General features: G+C 66.1%; 16 protein-coding genes. 6 read left to right on the top strand and 10 right to left on the bottom strand.

Annotated features, from left to right (window positions below; genetic code table 11):
* Positions 1 to 2 precede the first annotated feature (2 nt).
* From ACLFQI_RS04420 to ACLFQI_RS04405, 4 genes are all read right to left on the bottom strand, one after another.
* A complete protein-coding gene (locus ACLFQI_RS04420) occupies positions 3 to 1,496 on the bottom strand; it encodes a DUF2201 family putative metallopeptidase (protein ID WP_410757667.1) in 1,494 nt (497 codons plus the stop codon).
* Positions 1,497 to 1,542: 46 nt separating this feature from the next.
* The gene (locus ACLFQI_RS04415) at positions 1,543 to 2,637 is read right to left on the bottom strand and encodes an AAA family ATPase (RefSeq protein ID WP_410757666.1); all 1,095 of its coding nucleotides are present in this window, start codon (positions 2,635 to 2,637) and stop codon (positions 1,543 to 1,545) included.
* Complete coding sequence (locus ACLFQI_RS04410) at positions 2,634 to 3,857, bottom strand: hypothetical protein (RefSeq protein WP_410757665.1); 1,224 nt, start codon at positions 3,855 to 3,857, stop codon at positions 2,634 to 2,636. Before ACLFQI_RS04410 ends, ACLFQI_RS04415 begins: the two co-directional genes overlap by 4 nt.
* A gap of 87 nt (positions 3,858 to 3,944) precedes the next feature.
* Positions 3,945 to 4,823: a trypsin-like serine protease gene (locus tag ACLFQI_RS04405; protein WP_410757664.1), complete on the bottom strand. Its 879-nt coding sequence runs from the start codon at positions 4,821 to 4,823 to the stop codon at positions 3,945 to 3,947.
* Between the two features lie 402 nt (positions 4,824 to 5,225).
* Here ACLFQI_RS04405 and ACLFQI_RS04400 point away from each other — a divergent pair, with 402 nt between their 5' ends.
* The 3 genes from ACLFQI_RS04400 to ACLFQI_RS04390 are packed head-to-tail and all read left to right on the top strand — an operon-like array spanning position 5,226 to position 9,327.
* Positions 5,226 to 5,600 carry a hypothetical protein gene (locus ACLFQI_RS04400; RefSeq protein WP_410757663.1) on the top strand — a complete coding sequence of 125 codons (375 nt, stop codon included), beginning with the start codon at positions 5,226 to 5,228 and terminating at the stop codon, positions 5,598 to 5,600.
* 2 nt (positions 5,601 to 5,602) lie between these two features.
* Positions 5,603 to 6,790, top strand: a complete 1,188-nt coding sequence (locus tag ACLFQI_RS04395; protein ID WP_410757662.1) for a hypothetical protein — start codon at positions 5,603 to 5,605, stop codon at positions 6,788 to 6,790.
* A 14-nt stretch (positions 6,791 to 6,804) separates the two neighbouring features.
* Positions 6,805 to 9,327: an EAL domain-containing protein gene (locus ACLFQI_RS04390; protein ID WP_410757661.1), complete on the top strand. Its 2,523-nt coding sequence runs from the start codon at positions 6,805 to 6,807 to the stop codon at positions 9,325 to 9,327.
* Positions 9,328 to 9,420: 93 nt separating this feature from the next.
* Here the strand turns inward: ACLFQI_RS04390 and ACLFQI_RS04385 are convergent, their stop codons facing one another.
* From ACLFQI_RS04385 to ACLFQI_RS04360, 6 genes are all read right to left on the bottom strand, one after another.
* Complete coding sequence (locus ACLFQI_RS04385; RefSeq protein ID WP_410757660.1) at positions 9,421 to 9,690, bottom strand: succinate dehydrogenase assembly factor 2; 270 nt, start codon at positions 9,688 to 9,690, stop codon at positions 9,421 to 9,423.
* Positions 9,687 to 10,406 (bottom strand): succinate dehydrogenase iron-sulfur subunit, encoded by a 720-nt coding sequence (locus tag ACLFQI_RS04380; protein WP_410757668.1) that lies wholly within the window; start codon positions 10,404 to 10,406, stop codon positions 9,687 to 9,689. Before ACLFQI_RS04380 ends, ACLFQI_RS04385 begins: the two co-directional genes overlap by 4 nt.
* 100 nt (positions 10,407 to 10,506) lie before the next feature.
* On the bottom strand, positions 10,507 to 12,282 hold the full coding sequence (sdhA, locus tag ACLFQI_RS04375; RefSeq protein ID WP_410757659.1) for a succinate dehydrogenase flavoprotein subunit: 1,776 nt from the start codon (positions 12,280 to 12,282) through the stop codon (positions 10,507 to 10,509).
* Between the two features lie 5 nt (positions 12,283 to 12,287).
* Positions 12,288 to 12,629 carry a succinate dehydrogenase, hydrophobic membrane anchor protein gene (sdhD, locus tag ACLFQI_RS04370; RefSeq protein ID WP_410757658.1) on the bottom strand — a complete coding sequence of 114 codons (342 nt, stop codon included), beginning with the start codon at positions 12,627 to 12,629 and terminating at the stop codon, positions 12,288 to 12,290.
* Entirely contained in the window at positions 12,626 to 13,000 is a 375-nt protein-coding gene (gene sdhC / locus ACLFQI_RS04365; RefSeq protein ID WP_410757657.1) for a succinate dehydrogenase, cytochrome b556 subunit, read from the bottom strand. The genes sdhD and sdhC overlap by 4 nt, the downstream gene beginning before the upstream one ends.
* Positions 13,001 to 13,198: 198 nt before the next feature.
* Positions 13,199 to 14,308, bottom strand: a complete 1,110-nt coding sequence (locus ACLFQI_RS04360; RefSeq protein ID WP_410757656.1) for a glycosyltransferase — start codon at positions 14,306 to 14,308, stop codon at positions 13,199 to 13,201.
* Positions 14,309 to 14,582: 274 nt separating this feature from the next.
* On the opposite strand from ACLFQI_RS04360, the gene sat reads away from it, so the two are divergent.
* The 3 genes from sat (at position 14,583) to aprB (ending at position 17,371) form a co-directional block, all read left to right on the top strand.
* Positions 14,583 to 15,770 carry a sulfate adenylyltransferase gene (gene sat / locus ACLFQI_RS04355; protein ID WP_410757655.1) on the top strand — a complete coding sequence of 396 codons (1,188 nt, stop codon included), beginning with the start codon at positions 14,583 to 14,585 and terminating at the stop codon, positions 15,768 to 15,770.
* A gap of 204 nt (positions 15,771 to 15,974) precedes the next feature.
* The gene (locus tag ACLFQI_RS04350) at positions 15,975 to 16,826 is read left to right on the top strand and encodes an adenylyl-sulfate reductase (protein ID WP_410757654.1); all 852 of its coding nucleotides are present in this window, start codon (positions 15,975 to 15,977) and stop codon (positions 16,824 to 16,826) included.
* 59 nt (positions 16,827 to 16,885) lie between these two features.
* On the top strand, positions 16,886 to 17,371 hold the full coding sequence (gene aprB, locus ACLFQI_RS04345) for an adenylyl-sulfate reductase subunit beta (protein ID WP_410757653.1): 486 nt from the start codon (positions 16,886 to 16,888) through the stop codon (positions 17,369 to 17,371).
* Positions 17,372 to 17,498 lie beyond the last annotated feature (127 nt).

Below are 17,498 nucleotides of genomic sequence, written 5' to 3'. Positions count from 1 at the left end.
GGCTACTCCAAAACCAGCTTGCGCCCAAACGGTTGGCGGGCATCGGCATGGATCGCGGGGACGGCCCAGATCACCGGGAAGCTGGGCTTGTACTCGGCCGGGCCGTCGAGATCGGTGAGGAAGACGCCGATGTCGGGGGCGTAGCGCTCGGCCTCGCGCAGCAGCGGGCTGAAGTCGGTACCGCCGCCGCCTGCGAAGGCCAGCTCGCGGAGATTCGATTGGCCGGGTTCGAATGCCGTCACACTGCTGACGCGCTGATCGCCGGCGACGACGGTCAGGCCGGCCTCAAGGCGCCGGCTGATCGCCTCGATCTCGCGCGCGAAGCGCTCGAGCAGCGCTGGCTCGATGGAGCCGGAGAGGTCGACCATCACCACCAAGCGCGGCACCGCGCGCGAGGCGGTACGGCCAGGCTCCCAGGGCAGGCGCTGACCGCCGGGGGTGCGGCCCTGATTGGCCAGGTAGGAGCGCGATGGCCGCGACCAGGATTGATCCGGCGTGCGCGCCAGGCCGCGCGTGAGCAGCGTGCGCAGCAGGTGCTCCCAGGGCGTGCGCACCTTGGGCAGGTCGGCGATCAGCGCGCGCAGCATCGAGTGGGCGCCGTCTCCGGCGTGAGCGCGGATCAGCCGCTCGCGCCATTCGCGCGCCTGCTCGGCCTCCTGCTCGGGGCGTCGATCATCGTTGGCTGGAAGCAGATCGCGAGGCGTCTCGGCGCCGAGCTGACGCGCGCAGCTGGCACGCGCGCCGTCCTCGCGCGGCGCGTTGCGCGCGGCCTCGGTGGTCTCTGCGGGCTGTCGCGTTGTCTGCGCTGTTGGCTGCGGCGGTGCTTGCCGGGCGAGCCGCCGCGTTGCCTGCCGTTCCGGCTCCGGCGCTTGTTGCTCGGCATCGCGACCGGCGCGGCCGCTGCGCTGCCCGCTGTCGCCGTCTCGCCGTCGATTGGTGCGAACCTGATTGCCGCTGCCGGCGAGCAGGCGCGGGCGACGGTCGTCGATGGCGCGGTAGAGCCGTTCGAGATCCCATTCCAGCAATGCCGCCGCCGGGCTCTGGTCGCGCTGCAGGGTACTGGCGACCAGGCCCTCCAGGGTCACTGCGGTGCTCGGCAGTTCGAGCCAGGCGAGATGGCCGAGGGTGCTGTTGACGATGGCATCGGCGCAGAGGTTGAACAGCGCCAGATCGACCTCGCCCAACAGGCGTTCGAGCGCCCTCGCCCGCTGCGCGTGCTGCAAGGCCACATGCAAGACCTGATGGGCGACCTCGCCGATCTGGCGCGGCAGGCTGAGCGTCTCGAAGACGGGGCTGTAGAAGATGGTCCAGCCATCGTTGGCGGCCGTTGTCAGCGCGCCCGCTCGTGGGTCGCCAAGCCCGTCACCAGGCTTCGCTTGAGCGGTTGGTCGACCACTGCCTTCGGAGGGCAGGGGCCGGAACAGCGGCAACACGTCCACATCCTGATGGCGAATCCAGAGCGCCAAGCCGCCGGTCGAGGGGGCGTACTCGACCATCTTCTGGATCGCACGGGTCGCGCGGTGAGTCTGCAGGGAAGGCGCGCTAGCCACTGAGCCCGGCTTGCGCGCGCGCTTCGCTGTAGCGCCGATAGGCGGCACTGTCGAGCACCACGCCTTCGAGGCCGTCCGTCAGCGCCTTTTCCAGCAACAACTCCATCGCCAGCGTCTGTGCCTCGCGAACCGGCAATGGCTCGCGCGCCGGGGCCTCCGGTAGTTGTTCGATGATGGCGAGCGCGCGCGCCATGCGCTCCCGGTCGCTGGCCGCGGCCAAGAGCGCGTAGATCATGCCGTAGAGCGCATCCAGGTTGGTCGGCAGCAGCGCGGCGGTGGCCGCGCCGGGCTCGGCCTCGAGCAGCGCCACCACGTCGACCCCGGCCTGGATCTCCTTGAGCACGCCGAAGAACTCGGCGGCATTGGCGGCGCCGATGCGGCCCTGCACGAAGACCCGCTTGGCCTGCTCGGAGAGACCGGAGCGGATCACATTGGAGATGTCTTCCCAGCCGCGCGGGCTGGCGCCGATCAGATGATCATTGGCGAGCTGGGTCTGGGTGTCGTCGAGCTTGTCCGGGCGCACCTTGAGATAGGCCATCACCTCGGGCGCGAAGGCGTTGGCGACCGCGTGAGCGAGGAAGGCCTCGATCACGGTCTGGACATTGAAATGGAACATGCGGTCGGCGAGCGCGGTGCCCATGTCGTGGCTGACCGCGCCGTGGAAGCTGGCGTTGCCGGCCGCGACCACCTGCCAGCCCGCGGGCAGCACATAATGACCGACGCGCCGATCGAGGATGAGCGAGTAGGCGGAGATCTGCAGGCGCTGATCGGCGGCGGTGAGTTCGTCGAGGAACAGGATGCCCTCGGGCTGCTCGGCGCTCGGCAGGAACTCGGGCGGGAACCAGACCGTCTTGCCCTGGCTGTCGTCGGCATAGATGGCACCACGGATGTCGACCGGCTCGATGGTGGTCAGGCGCAGATCGATCAGCGGCACGCCGAAGTGCTCGGCGACCTGGCGCACGACCGAGGATTTACCAACGCCGCGCGTGCCCCAGAGCATCGAGGCGCGATGGCGCAGGACGGGGTCGGCATATTGTTCGATCAGCGCCTGCTTGGCGGCGGCGATGGAGACCGGCGGGATATTCATCCAGCCTCGGCGCCCTGCATCGAGGTCTCCTCATGCGCGCCGAGGCCCGGCTCCGAAGCCCCCCGCGCCCCTGGCGTGGATGGCGGTTCCGGCCGGCGAGCGGGCGCGGCGGCAAGCGATTCCACGCGCCCGCTGCCGTCGTCGACGATCCACGCATGCCCGATCAGCGGGCGCGGCAAGGGCGGGATCTCGATCACCGGCAGCTCGCGCATCGCGAGAATGCCGACCGCCAGCAGCACGGGGGCGTGAAAGATGAACATCCACACCAAGGACGTGCGCTCGATCGAGAGCAGTTGGATCAGGGGCGTGGCGCCAAGCAGGCCGAGGCCGATCAGCAGCGGGATCGCGCGCTGGAAGGTGACGCGCCAACGCGCGACTTGCCAGCGGGCATGAAACGCGCCTGGGTCGCCGCGCAGGGTCTGGGCGAGATGCGACACCGCCTGCGCCAGCTTGACCTCGATCTCGCGCGTGCGCGCCGGCTCGGTGGCGGCGATGCGCAGGCTGCCGCGCCAAAAACGCACGAACCGGCGCATCGGACGCCATTCCCAGCCCAGCACGGCGAACAGATCGGCCGGCACCCGCAGGCGCTGGTCGTGGTTGGCACGCAGCTCGATCTCGGCCGGCATCTTATGCCCGGTCTTGGCGTTCAGGCTCAGGCACACGCCCTCGACCTGGGCCTCGGCCTGCTCCAGTTGCAGGCGCCAATGCGCGGATTGGCGCTCGCTGGCCGCGCTCTGCTGCAACCGATAACCGCGCGCGAGATGGACCCCCTCGACGGCGACGAGCTGGCGACCGACCGCGATGGCCTCGACCTGCTCCAGCAGCTCGCCGGGATCGGGGCCCTCGATCGCCAGCGTCGAACTCAGGCCGGCCTCATCGCTGACCAGGCGCCGCAGCCGGAAATGCTCGGGCTCGGGGTTGTCGAGGATCAGCGTCTCGGTGAGCGACGCGCCGGCGCTCGGCAGATCGGGGTGCAGGATCGGCTTGAACCGCAGCTGGCGTTGGGCGCGGTCACTGGCGGCGAGATCGAGCTGGCAGCCGCGCTCGGTGAAGGGCGCCACCAGGTCGAGGATGGCATGATGGGTCAGCGGCACCCGCCCGGAGGACTCGGACGGGGATGGGGTTGGAAATGTATCGGCGACGCGAACCATGACAATCAGCTCGGGCGTTGATGGGGATTGCAGGGCGATGACGATACACGGCTTCAGCGGCGGCGGCATCCCTGTTCATCCCTGAAGACGCTGGGGATTTTCCGGGCTTTTGCGCGCTTTTGCGGGGCGTTTCTGGCTGCGGTTAGGGCCTCGCCCTCAAGGCCAAGCGGCCCAATCGGCCAATGGCGCCAGATTCACGGCCATGTTCGAGCGCGCGCCGTGGCGGGCGTTGAGCCCGTAGACGACGCTGTGCACACCGACCACGCGGCCGGCATGGATGACCGGCCCGCCGGAGTCGCCGGGACAGAGCGAGGGCGCTTGGGCGGCGCGTTGCCCCGCCTCGGTGTAGAAATTGACCGCATCGACCCGAATCACCCGCGACCATGCCGCGCGCCGCACGGCCGGGAACCCAGGATCGGAATCCTCGTTGGAACCTGCGCTGGAACCGCCCAGGCCGGCGCAGCCGAAGCCGACCAGTTCGACCTCGGCGCCGGCCTCCAGGGGCGTGAAATCCACCGCGCGGGCCGGGATCGAGGGCGTCGCCGTCCGCAACCGCAGCAGGGCGACATCGGGATAGCGCGCGGCGAAATGATGGCGCATGCGCAATCCCCGTTCGAGGGTAGCCGCCGGCAGGGCCGCCTCGCTCTCGCTCAGCTCGGCGAGACGCTGCCGACGGTAGTCGGCGAACTTCGCCAGCCCCTGCCGGTAGGACTCGGGCAACAGGGTTTGCGCGACGACCACGGTCAGCGCATCGGCGCCGTTCTCCTGGCGATAGGCATTGTTCAGCTTGATCGACCCGCCCGGCTGGAAGGCCGGCCAGAGTTCGCCCGCGCCGGCATCGACCACGCAATGCGCCGCCGTGAGCAGGGTGTGCGGGCCGATCTTCACCGCGCTGCACCCCGCCAGCCGTTCGCCGCGCAGGGTCAGCACCTCGGGATGCCGCTGCTCGCTGTCCGGCTGACCGCCGCCCAGGGCGAAGGCGGCGGGCATCACCAGCAGCCACAGGAGCAGGCTGTTCAGCGCGGGCCCGATCATCCGGTTGCAGCCACGAGTTGCCAGGCGCGCCAGTCCAGGCCGCCAGTTCGGGTCGGTTCGATGTGTCGGCATAATGGCGATTGTCGGCGCATGAAAAAGACGCATTGTGCAGATCGTGGCTTGCACACCAGCAAGGTCTCTCAGGTAGACTAAATGCATCACCCGCCGTCACCGGGCGGACGAGGAGCAGCCAGGTCGAGTTCGGATGAAGACAGCCGCTGAATCGCTTAGCTTCCGCTGCCTCTTGCGCCCCGTTTATCCGGGCTCGGCCGCGCCGTGCGTCTGACGCCCAGCTTCCTCCCGGCAGCTCCGGCGCGGCGCGCCCAGCACCGATGGAGGCTGCCGTGGCGGCCGGTTCTGCGTTGGGCGAGCGGGGGTGTGCTGTGGGCGCTGACCGCCTGCTTGCCCGCTATCGTCTCGGCTCAGCAGATCATCGTCAATCCCGATGTCGGCGTCGTCGCCATGGATCGCAATCGCGCTCGCCTGCTCTTCACCATGCGGGTCAATCAGTGGAGCGACAAGCAGCCGGTCACCGTCTTCGTGCTGCCAGACGATGCCTCGCTGCATCAGGTCTTCGCCAAGAGCGCGCTCGGGGTCTATCCCTATCAGCTCAGGCGCACCTGGGATCGGCTGGTCTTCTCCGGCACCGGCCAGGCGCCCGTGCAGGTCGCCAACGAGGAGGAGATGATCGAGCGCGTGCGCCAAACCGCCGGCGCCATCGGCTACATCAGCGAGCGCCCGGATGCCACCGGGGTGCGGGCCGTCAAGGTCGAATAGCCATGCAACACGCACGCCTGCTGATCGCCTCCCTCGCCCTCTTGCTGAGCAGTAGCCTCGCGGCGGCCGAGCTTGGGTTGCCGAATGGGCTCCAGCTGCATGGCTTCGTCAGCCAGGGCGCGGTCCAGACCAGCCGCAATCGCTTCTATGGCAACAGTCCGCAGACCTCGCTCGATTTCACCGAGATCGGCTTGAACGCCTCCTGGCGCCTGAGCCCGAGGCTGCTGCTCGCTGGGCAGGTGCTGTCGCGCCGCGCGGGGGACATGAGCGATGGCTGGCCCGAGATCGATTTTGCCTTGGCCGACATCGCTCTGCTGGCCCGGAACGACGCACGTGCCGGCATCCGCCTGGGGCGGTTGAAGAATCGCCTTGGCCTGTATAACGAGACCCGCGATGTCCCCTTCACCCATCCCGGCATCTTCCTGCCGCAGGTGGTGTATTTCGATAAGGTGCGTAATCTGGTGCTGGCGACCGATGGCGTCCAGTTGCATGGCGAACTCTACCCGTCCTTCGGCACCCTGTCGGCCACCCTCGCGAGCGGACGGCCGGTGGTCGATGACAACGTCGAGGCGGCCTTGCTGCGGGGGGCGCTACCAGGCGATATCGAGCCGCGCAAGAACAGTTGGCAGGCGAGCCTGTGGTTCCATTCCCCGACCGAGCGCATCAAGTTCGGGCTCAGCGGCGCGGCGATCGCGTTGCGACAGGATTGGACGCTGACGCGCGCGACCCCGCAGCTCGATCTGCTCTATTGGATCGCCTCGGCCCAGTACAATGCCGAACACTGGAGTTTCTCGAGCGAATACATGGGGCTGCCTTTACGGGGCCGCGACTTCCAACCCCTGCGTCCAGATATCGATCAGACCTCCGAGGGCTATTACGCGCAGCTGACCTATCGCCCAAGCCCACCGTTCGAACTGATGCTGCGCTACGAGGAAGGCTTCGCCGATCGCGATGACCGCAATGGCCGAGCACTCGAGCGCCTTAGCCAGGGGCTGATCGCCCGACAGGCGGGCTCCTCGCGCATCCTCAGCGTCGGCCTGCGCTGGGATCTCTCGCGGCACTGGATGCTACGGACCGAATATCAGCGGCATATCGGCAGCTTCATTCTCTCCGAGATCGAGAATCCGAATCTGCTCGAGCATGACAAGCATTGGGATCTCTTCGCCGTGCAAGCGGCCTTTCGCTTCTGAGCCTGGGGGCAGGCATGGCGGCTCGGCTTGCAACCTCCCCAAGGCGCCATTCGCGACCCTTCCTCGGCTTGCGCTGGAAGGTGCTGCTCGGCATCAGCCTGCCCCTGGCGGCGGTGATCATCTCCCTGACCTTCTACGCGCATGAGGTCCTGATCGGCCAGTTCGAACGCCATCAAGGCCAGCTTCGCCAACGCCAGGTCGCGCACTTCTCGAGCCTGCTTGCGGATCGCTATCAGCAACTGTCGCGGCTTGCCAGCCTGGTGCCCCGCCTGACCCATGACGGCGGCGATCGGAGCGTGGTGGAGCATCTCAGGCAGGCGTTGGAGATCGACGGCGCGACACTCGATCTGGAATGGGATATCCGTTCGGTCCACTGGGTTCCCCCGCGCGGCGAGCCCGTCGCGCTCTGGCCTCCGGACAGCGAGGCATTGCCGAGACCGCTCGTGGGCGAGGTTCAAGGGCAGCCGGAAAGGGTGCTTGAGCGGCTGCTGTGCGAGCAGGAGGCCTGCCTGCAATACCTGGCTTCGCCGGTGTTATGGCGTGGCGAGACGGCCGGCAGCCTGGTCTTGGGTCGCACCATGGCGAGCCTGCTGCTGGCCTTCCGGGACATCTCCCAAGCCGATCTCGTGCTTGCCACCCCGAGCGCGAGCCCTGGCACTCTCCCTGGCGCCACCGCGGGCACCACGCCGGGCGCCACGCCGGACGCCACGCTGGACACCACGCCGGGCGTCACCCCGAGTACCGACGACCGCGCGCGCACGTCGACGGGAGCCACGCAACTGCGCTTCCTCGGCGCGACGCAGGCCGAGCGGATGCTGCCGCTGCTGCGCTCGGTGCCCGCCGAGGCCCTGCGCGCCAGCCGTTCCGACGCCCCCTTGACGGTCCAGTTCGGCCGCGACTGGTATCAGGTGTTCCGCGTCAATGCGAACGCCAAGGGGCTGATCGGCTTCATCATCAACCGCACCACGGACGATCGGCGCACCATCGAGCGCCTGTCCCAGAACAGCCTGCTCATCGGTCTGCTCGCCTTGTTCGTGGCCGAGATCCTGCTGCTGCTGATCATGCAGAGCCCGGTCACGCGTATCCGTCAGCTCTCGCGGCTGCTGCCGCTGCTCGCCGAGAACCGTTTCGACGCCTTGGCCGAACGACTCCCGCGGTCCCGACACCTGGTCGGGTTGCGCGACGAAATCGACGAAACCATTGCGGTCGCCAGCACCCTCAACCAGCGCATGGCGCAGATGCAGGCAGAGCGCCAGGCGGCGCAACGCAAGCTCCAGTGGCTGGCCAATCACGACTCCTTGACCCTGCTGCTCAATCGGCGTGGTTTCGATCTTGCGCTGGCCGAAGCGATCCAGCAGGCGCAGCAGGACGGAAGCCGTGGCGCGCTCTTGTTCATCGATCTCGACAGCTTTAAGGATGTCAATGACACCAGCGGCCATCCGATCGGCGACCGCTTGCTCAAGCGCATCGGCAAGAAGCTCTCGGCCACGCTCGGAGAGCGCATGCGGGTCGGACGCCTTGGGGGCGATGAGTTCGCCGTCCTCGTCACCGATACGGATCAAGCCGCCACCAGCCAGCTCTGCCAACGGATTCTGGCCCTGATCAAGTCGACCAGGGTGCGGGCGGGCGCCCATTGCCATCAGGTCACCGCCAGCATCGGCATCGCCCTCTTCCCCGAGCACGGCGCCGATACCGAAACCCTGATGGCCAATGCGGACTTGGCCATGTACCAAGCCAAGGCGCAACAGCACCGTTCCTATCACGTCTACGCCGAGCAAGACAAGGCGCGCGCGCGCGCCAATGCGCGTGTGCTTTGGGGGCGCGAAATCACCGCGGCCCTGAATGCCAGTCGGCTGCAACTGTACTATCAGCCCCTGATGGAGCTATCGACGCGACGTATCTGGCGTGCCGAGGGCCTGTTGCGCATCAAGCTCGTCGATGGGCGCTTGGCGTTCCCGGATGAATTCATCCCCATCGCCGAACGGAGCGCATTGATCAATGCCATCGACCGCTGGGTCATCGGCGAGGCCATTCGCCTGCTCGTCGAGCATCCGGCGCTGTCGCTTTCCGTCAACCTGTCGGCGAAAGCGCTGGCGGATACCAGTCTCGATGCCGATCTCGCCCGCCTGTTGCAATCGGCGCGGATCGAACCGTCGCGGTTGACGCTCGAGATCACCGAGACGGTGGCGATCGAGAACATCGGCGGCGCCATTGCACGCATGAAGAGCATTCGCGCGTTCGGTTGCCACTTCGCGTTGGATGATTTTGGTAGCGGTTTCGCCTCCTACGCCTATCTCAAGGAACTGCCGGTGGACGATGTCAAGATCGACGGCAGCATGATCCGGAATCTCGATCAGAGCGTGGAGGATCGCATCTTCGTCAAGGCGGTGGTCGAGATGGCGCACAACATGGGAAAAAAGGTGGTCGCGGAGTTCGTCGATTCAGCGCTGATCCTCGAGATCCTGCGCGACATCGGTGTCGATTTCGCCCAGGGCTACTTCATCGGGCGGCCGTTGCCGCAGCCACCGGCCACTTGAGGGCCGCTCCCTGGGGTGCTCCCTAGAGCGCTCTCTGGAGCGCTGGGTCGGTCGGGTTCCGCGAGCCGCTGCTTGCGGCGCGATCGGGGATGATCAGGCGGATCGCATCGCCGCTTGGATACGCGCGATCAGCGCGGTCAGCGCGGCGTCGGCGGGAACGGCCTGGCCGATGAGCCAGTCCTGCAGGATCGGATCTTCAATCTCGAGCAGGCGCTCGAAGGCCTGGCGACCGTCGCGATCGAGGTCGGCGTAGCCGTGCTGGAGGAAATGGTTGAGCAGCAGATCCAGCTCTAGCATGCCGCGCCGGCATTGCCAGCGCAGGCGCTTGATCTGATGCTCGGTGGCTGCGAGATCGTCGCTCACACCGACTGCTCGAGCATCAATTCCTTGATCCGGCCGATGGCCTTGGTCGGGTTCAGGCCTTTGGGGCAGACCTCGACGCAGTTCATGATGCTGTGGCAGCGGAACAGCTTGTACGGGCCTTCCAGCGCATCCAGACGTTCCTCGGTGGCCTGGTCGCGGCTGTCGGCGAGGAAGCGCCAGGCTTGCAGCAGCGCCGCCGGGCCGTGGAACCTGTCCGGATTCCACCAGAACGATGGGCAGGCGGTCGAGCAGCAGCCGCAGAGGATGCACTCGTAGAGGCCATCGAGCTGGTCGCGATCGGCCGGCGACTGGCGGATCTCCTGCTCGGGCAGCGGATCCTTGCGGATCAGATAGGGCTGGACCGCACGATACTGTTCATAGAACTGGGTCATATCGACGACCAGATCGCGGATCACTGGCCGCCCCGGCAATGGGCGTACCTGGATCGGCTGTTTCAGCTCCGCGACCGGCGTGATGCAGGCCAGGCAGTTGTTGCCATTGACATTGACCCCATCGGAGCCGCACACGCCCTCGCCGCAGGAATGGCGAAAGGCGAAGGTCTCGTCCCGTTCCTTGATCGCCAGCAACGCCTCGCGCAGCATCATGCCGGGCTGCGCCTCGATCTCAAAGGTCTGCATATAAGGCTTGGCGGTAGAGGCGGGCGGATTCGACCCGGTATCGCTGTCGGGCTGGTAACGGTAGACGGAAAGGCGTATCGCGGTCATGGGCGTCGAGGCTCGGAGTGATGCGGGGACAAGGCAGGCACTGACGGCGTCGGGGCCTCCCCAGCGCGGGTCGAGGCCGGTCTCCAGCGCATCAATACACGCGCGGCTTGGGCGGGAAGGAATCGACCGTCAGCGGTTTGGTGCGCACCGGCTTGTAGTCCATGCGGTCGCCGTCGCGCTGATACAGGCTGTGCTTCATCCAGCGCTCGTCGTCGCGCTCGGGATAATCGACACGCGAATGCGCGCCACGGCTCTCATCGCGATGCAAGGCCGACATCAAGGTCGCCATGCCGACAGCGACCAGGTTATCCAGCTCCAGCGCCTCGATGCGGGCGGTGTTGAAGGTCTGGCTGTGATCGCGCAGGCGCACGCCCTCGACCCGCTCGCGCAGGGCCTTGAGCTTCTCGACGCCTTCGGCCATGGTCGCCTGATCGCGGAACACGCCGCAGTGGTTTTCCATCAGGCGGCGCAGCTCGGCCTTGACATCGGCGACCCGCTCGCCCTCGCCTTGGCGCTCCCAGCGGGCCAGGCGCGCGAGCGCCGGTTCGATGTGCCCCTCATGCATCGGTCGGTGATGGGGGTTCTCGGCGACATAGCGCAGGATGTCGGTACCGGCGGCGCGGCCGAACACCAGGATATCGAGCAGCGAGTTGCCGCCGAGGCGGTTGGCGCCATGCACCGACACGCAGGCGCACTCGCCGGCGGCATAGAGCCCAGGCACCACCTCTTCCGGGCCATGCCGGGCCGGGGCGACCACGCGCGCATGGCGATCGGTGGGGATGCCGCCCATCGCATAGTGCGCGGTCGGGAACACCGGCATCGGCTGCTCGGCCGGATCGATGCCGAGGAACACGCGGCAGATGTCGGTGATACCGGGCAGGCGCTGATGCACCACATCGGCGCCGAGATGATCGACCTTGAGCAACACATGGTCCTTGTTCGGCCCGCAGCCGCGACCCGCGCGGATCTCGGTGACGATCGAGCGCGAGACCAGGTCGCGGCTGGCCAAATCCCGCGCCTTCGGCGCGTAGCGCTCCATGAAGCGTTCGCCCTCGCCATTGATCAGATAACCGCCCTCGCCGCGCGCGCCTTCGGTGATCAGCATGCCCTTGCCGGCGACGCCGGTCGGATGGAACTGATAGAACTCCATGTCCTGCAGCGGCACTCCGGCGCGCAGCGCCATCGCCATGCCGTCGCCGGTATTGATGAAGGCGTTGGTATTGGTGCGAAACACCTGCCCGTAGCCGCCGGTCGCGAGCAGCGTGGTCTTGGACTCGATGATCAGCGGCTCGCCGCTCTCGATGTCGAGCACCAGGGCGCCCATCGCCGCGCCTTCGTCATCGCGGATCAGGTCGACGGCGAAGTGCTCGTCGAAGAAGTGGGTCTTGGCGCGCAGATTCTGCTGATAGAGCGTGTGCAGGATGGCGTGGCCGGTGCGATCCGCCGCCGCGCAGGTGCGCGCCGCCTGCTCGCCGCCGAAGTGTTGGCTCTGGCCACCGAAGGCGCGCTGGTAGATGCGCCCGTTGTCGAGCCGCGAGAACGGCACGCCGGCGTGCTCAAGCTCGTAGACGGTCGGGATCGCCTCGCGGCACATGGTCTCGATGGCGTCCTGATCGCCGAGGTAGTCTGAGCCCTTGACGGTATCGAACATGTGCCAATGCCAGTTATCGGGCAGCGCATTGGCGAGCGCGGCATTGACGCCGCCTTGTGCGGCGACCGTATGCGATCGGGTCGGGAACACCTTCGAGACCACGGCAACGCGCAGCTCGGCGGCGGCCAGGCGCAACGCGGCATTCAGGCCGGCACCGCCGGCGCCGACGATCAGCGCGTCGAAGTGGCGATGGGGAAGCGAGCGGGCAGCGGCCATAACGATCAACCAACCTGTACGAGGATCAAGGCCTGCAGCGCCCAGAGGCCAGAGGCGAGAAAGATCAGCGCGAACAGCGCCAACGACCCGATGCGCCAGCCGAGCGGCTTGACGTAATCGATCAGCACGTCACGGATGCCGACCCAGGCATGGGCCAGCAGCAACGGGATGAACACCAACAGACCGAGCGCCACCCAGGGCGAGCCCGCCCAAGCCGCCAACTGTGCATGGTCTTGCGGCGTGGCGAAGGCGAAGTAGAGCGTCAGGTAGAGCCCGAACAGGGCCAGATAGACCGCGCTGAGGCGCTGCACCAGCCACGCCTTGAGACCCGAGGCGCGCCGGCTCATCGCAGCACCGCCGCCCCGATCAGGGTCAGCGCCAGCGCGCTGTAGAGCGTGGCCCAGGCGGTCTTGCGCGCGCTCGGGCGCTCCAGCCCCCAGCCGAGATCGAGCGCCAGATAGCGAATCCCGGCCAGCAGGTGATGCAGCAGCGACCATCCCAGCAGCAGCAGCGCCAGTTGCCCAGTCGGACTGCTCGCCAGCGCCGCGGCGGAGGCGAATCCGGCGCTACTCGAGAGGGCCTGCGCGAACAGGGCCGCGAACACCGGAATCGCGAGCACCATCAGCACCCCGCTGACCCGATGCAGGATCGACACGACACCGGGAATCGGCAGCCGGATGCGCCAGAGTTCGAGGAAGACGGGGCGGGATTTGACCATGTAAGGGCTCGACGTTCTCGGGAGGTGGGCCTGACACTGGCTTGTGCAGCGCAACAAGGTTAGCGCTTGCGGACAGTTGGAGCAACTTGCTCGACGGTCGGCGCGGCCGCCACAGGGTCGGCCGCATCCCCTTTGCGCTGGGGGCATGCTGCGGTCAACGCCGATCGCCTTGCCAAGGATCGCCAACTGCAACTTGCGTCAAGCCGTCTGCGGCCGTTTCCAGGTGTAGACGGCGGTTACCGCGTAATTCCAGACCACCCCGACCAGGATGCCGGCGAGCGCGGACAGCACCCAGAACGAATGCGCCTCGAACAGCCAGCTGGCGACGCCGACATTGGCCAGCGCTCCGACGCTGCAGGCGAGCACGAACGAGAACCAACCGCGGAGCAGATCCCAGCCGCGCAGCCGCATGTCGCGGTAGGTGAAGAGGTTGTTGAGGAAGAAGTTGGTCGTCATCGCGACCAAGGTGGCCAGGCTCTGGGCGACCAGGAAACTGGTATCGGCCAGCTTGAAGCTGGTCCAGAGCACGAGCATGTGCACCAACACCCCGCTGGCGCCGATCAACGAAAAGGCGATGAAGCGCACCGGCAGCATCGGGCCGACCCATTTCTGGATCAGCATCAGCAGATACTCCCAGAGCACGGCCTCGTCGAGCTTGCTCTCGCCGGCCTGGCGCGGGCGAAACCGATAGGGCAGCTCGCGGAAGCGCAGCGGCCCGGGATGGGTCGCGAACAGGTCGAGCAGGAGCTTGTAGCCGACTCCGCTGAGGTTGCGCGCGCAGTCTTGAAGCACCTCGGCGCGCACCATGAAGAAGCCGCTCATCGGGTCTTTCAGCTCGGCCTTGATCAGGCGCTGCCCCAAGCGCGTCGCCAGCCGACTCATCGAGGCGCGCTGCGCGTCCCAGTCGCCGACGCCGCCACCGGCGATATAGCGGCTGCCGATGACGACATCCAGGGGCTCGCTCTGCAAGTGGCTCAGCATCGTCGGCAACAGCGCCTCGTCGTGTTGCAGATCGGCGTCCATCACCGCGACATAGGGAGCCGAGGTCGCCAACAGGCCCTCGATGCAGGCCGACGACAGTCCGCGGCGGCCGATGCGCTGTAACACCCGGACGCGCGGGTTGGCACGGGCGAGGGCGCGCACGCGGCGCGCGGTGCCGTCCGGGGAGTCGTCATCGACGAAGAGCAGCTCCCAATCGATGCCCGCCAGCACCCTCTCCAAACGCTCGACAATGACCACCACGTTCTCGGCTTCGTTATAGGTCGGCACCACGACCGCGAGGGTCGGCGCACGGCAGGGGGTCGACAAGGCAGCCTCCGGCAGGATGACAGCGGGTGAAAGGGGGATCGCGGCAACGCCTGCGTGCCGCTGGCCCATAAAGCGAACATTCCTGGAATAAAAAGAAACGTTGAGCAAAACCTCATGGGATTTGGTAGTTTATCAGGTTAGCTCTCGCCCTGTGCGTTTCTCTTTTGGTTTCTATCAACTTAACAAAGGCTTAGACAGGCCGTCCAAGACTTTCAATTCCACCACCGGCAAGACGTCTCCGACGTCCGTTCCTCATCCCATGGGAGGTCAACCGATGATCAAGCCAATCGGCTCCGACGAGCTTCAACCACGGTTTGTCTACGATCCCGAACGCCACCACCAGTTGGCTCAAGAGGCCGAATCGCTTCCCTCGGTCACGCTCAGCTCCCAGGCCGCCGCGAATGCGGTGATGATGGGCGCAGGCTATTTCAGCCCGCTCGAAGGCTTCATGGACCTGGCCGACGCGGTCAGTGTCGCCGAGACCATGCGCACCGTCGATGGTCGCTTCTTCCCGGTCCCGGTGCTGTGCCTGGTGGACTCCGCGCCGGCGCTTGGCGAGGCCAAGCGGATCGCCCTGCGCGACCCCAATGTCGAGGGGCAGCCGGTGTTGGCGGTGATGGAGGTCTCGGCGATCGAGACGGTCTCCGACGCACAGATGGCCTTGATGACGGAGCAGGTCTATCGGACTCGGGATGTCGAACACCCCGGCGTGAAGACCTTCAACAGTCAGGGCCAAACGGCCCTCTCGGGGCCGATCGAAGTCCTGAATTTCTCCTATTTCCAGAACGACTTCCCGGATACCTTCCGCACCGCAGTCGAGATCCGCCATGAGATCCAGGAACGCGGCTGGCGCAAGGTGGTCGCCTTCCAGACCCGCAATCCGATGCACCGCGCCCACGAGGAGCTGTGCAAGATGGCCATGGAGACCGTCGGCGCCGATGGCGTCGTCATCCACATGCTGCTCGGCAAGCTCAAGCCCGGCGATATCCCGGCGCCGGTGCGCGATGCCGCGATCCGCAAGATGGCCGAACTCTACTTCCCGCCGAACACGGTCATGATCACCGGCTATGGCTTCGACATGCTCTACGCCGGCCCGCGCGAGGCGGTGCTGCACGCCTATTTCCGCCAGAACATGGGCGCGACCCATTTCATCGTTGGCCGCGATCATGCCGGCGTCGGCGATTACTACGGCGCCTTCGACGCCCAGACCGTGTTCGACGAGGCGGTGCCGGAAGGCGCGCTCGAGATCGAGATTTTCCGCGCCGATCATACCGCCTACTCGAAGAAGCTAGAGCGCGTCGTGATGATGCGCGACGCCCCGGATCATACCAAGGACGACTTCGTGCTGCTCTCCGGCACCAAGGTGCGGGAGATGCTCGGACGCGGAGAGCCCCTGCCGGGCGAATTCTCGCGTCCCGAGGTCGCTCAGATCCTGACGGACTACTATCAGTCGATCTCGTGACGGCAGCCGGCCCCCATCGCGGTCAATGGGTTGGAGAGGAACGCGCCGCTGGCCATTGGTGCGGAATAGCCGTTATCCGACGAGAGCGCCTTTTCGGGCGAGCCCCGTTACGAGGCACTTTGTTGATCTCCGTCGATAGCTATTTCGTTAAACCGTAATAAGATCATATTGCGACAAACTCGCATATATCGGAGGTCAATGATAATGATTTTCAGCAACCCGTTCTCGGAGCTTTCGGCTCTCATCCCGCCTGCCGTGATGCAGGCCTACATCGTCCTGATGATCCTGATGGTCATCGGCGGCACCCTGCTCGACGTGATGCACAAGAAGAGCGCCAAATACTTCTTCGAGAAAGGACAAGCGCTGAAGAAGCTCGCCAAGCGCGAGCCCAGCAGCGCCGAGCGGATGCGCATCGCCGCAAGCACGCTCACCCACGAGGTGCTCGCCTCCGGCGAGTTCGATAACCAGGATCGGCGCAAGTCTCATCTCCTGATGATGTATGGCTTCATCCTCTTCGTACTCTCGACCGCGCTCCTGATCTTCGGTCTGCCGGTCGCCGAGGGCGAGGGCGCGGGCCTATTGCCCCTGCTGTGGCACCTCGGCGCGGTGATGATCTGCGTCGGCGGCTACTGGTTCTGGCTCAAGATCCGCGTCGACGTGCGGGCCGAAGGCCACCAGTGGTACGAGGTGGATCGCCGCGACCTGTTCATCGTGTCCTTGTTGCTGACGGCAACCTTCGCGCTGGCGTGGTCAGTGCTGGAAGCCCTCGGCGGTGGCGTGCTCGCCGGTCTCGCCCTGTTCGTCTTCATCGTCGCCGCTACCACGCTGTTCAGCACCGTCTTCTGGTCCAAGTTCGCTCACATGTTCTATAAGCCCGCCGCCGCGTTCCAGAAAAAGATGGCCGTGGCGGATGGCTCGCGGGACAAGCTGCCGGACCTCCCCGAGCTGACCGATCCCGCCGTCAGACAGCGGTATCCGGATATCCCGGAGTACATGGGCGACAACCCGCCCTACATGGGGCTTGGTATCAAGAGTGAGCCGCCGACCCATTATTGATCTTGATTCGATCGTTTGAATCAAATGAATCATGAAGACATTATGAAGAGGAACAGAAGATGCCGACATTCGTCTATATGACCCGCTGCGACGGCTGTGGTCAATGTGTCGATATTTGCCCTTCGGACATCCTGCACATCGATCCCGTGACCCGGCGCGCCTACAACATCGAGCCGAATATGTGCTGGGAGTGCCTGCCCTGCGTCAAGGCCTGCCCGCAGAACGCCATCGACGTCCGTGGCTACGCGGACTTCGCGCCCCTCGGCCATTCGGTCCGGGTGCGCCGCGACGAGGAGAAGGGCGTCATCGCCTGGCGGATCATGTTCCGCAACGGCAGCAAGGACATGGAGCTGCTGGCGCCGATCACCACCAAGCCTTGGCGGGAGCACATTCCCCAGCTCAAGGATGCGCCAGCCCCCAGCCAGGAGATGCGCGACAGCCATCTGTTGTTCAACGAGCCCAAGTACATTCGCATGGATGATGGCGACTTGCACACGCTCAAATCCAATGGGTTAAAAATGGTCGCCGGGGTGGAGGGTTACTAATGGCTTTCAAGACCATCATCGAAGACGATATCGATATCCTGGTGGTTGGCGCTGGCCTGGGAGGCACCGGTGCCGCGTTCGAGGCCCGCTATTGGGGCCAGGACAAGAAGATCGTCATCGCCGAAAA

This window comes from Halochromatium sp. (assembly GCF_046541315.1).
In the GTDB taxonomy this organism is placed as follows: domain Bacteria; phylum Pseudomonadota; class Gammaproteobacteria; order Chromatiales; family Chromatiaceae; genus Lamprobacter.
This window is presented reverse-complemented; position numbering and strand designations above follow the sequence as displayed.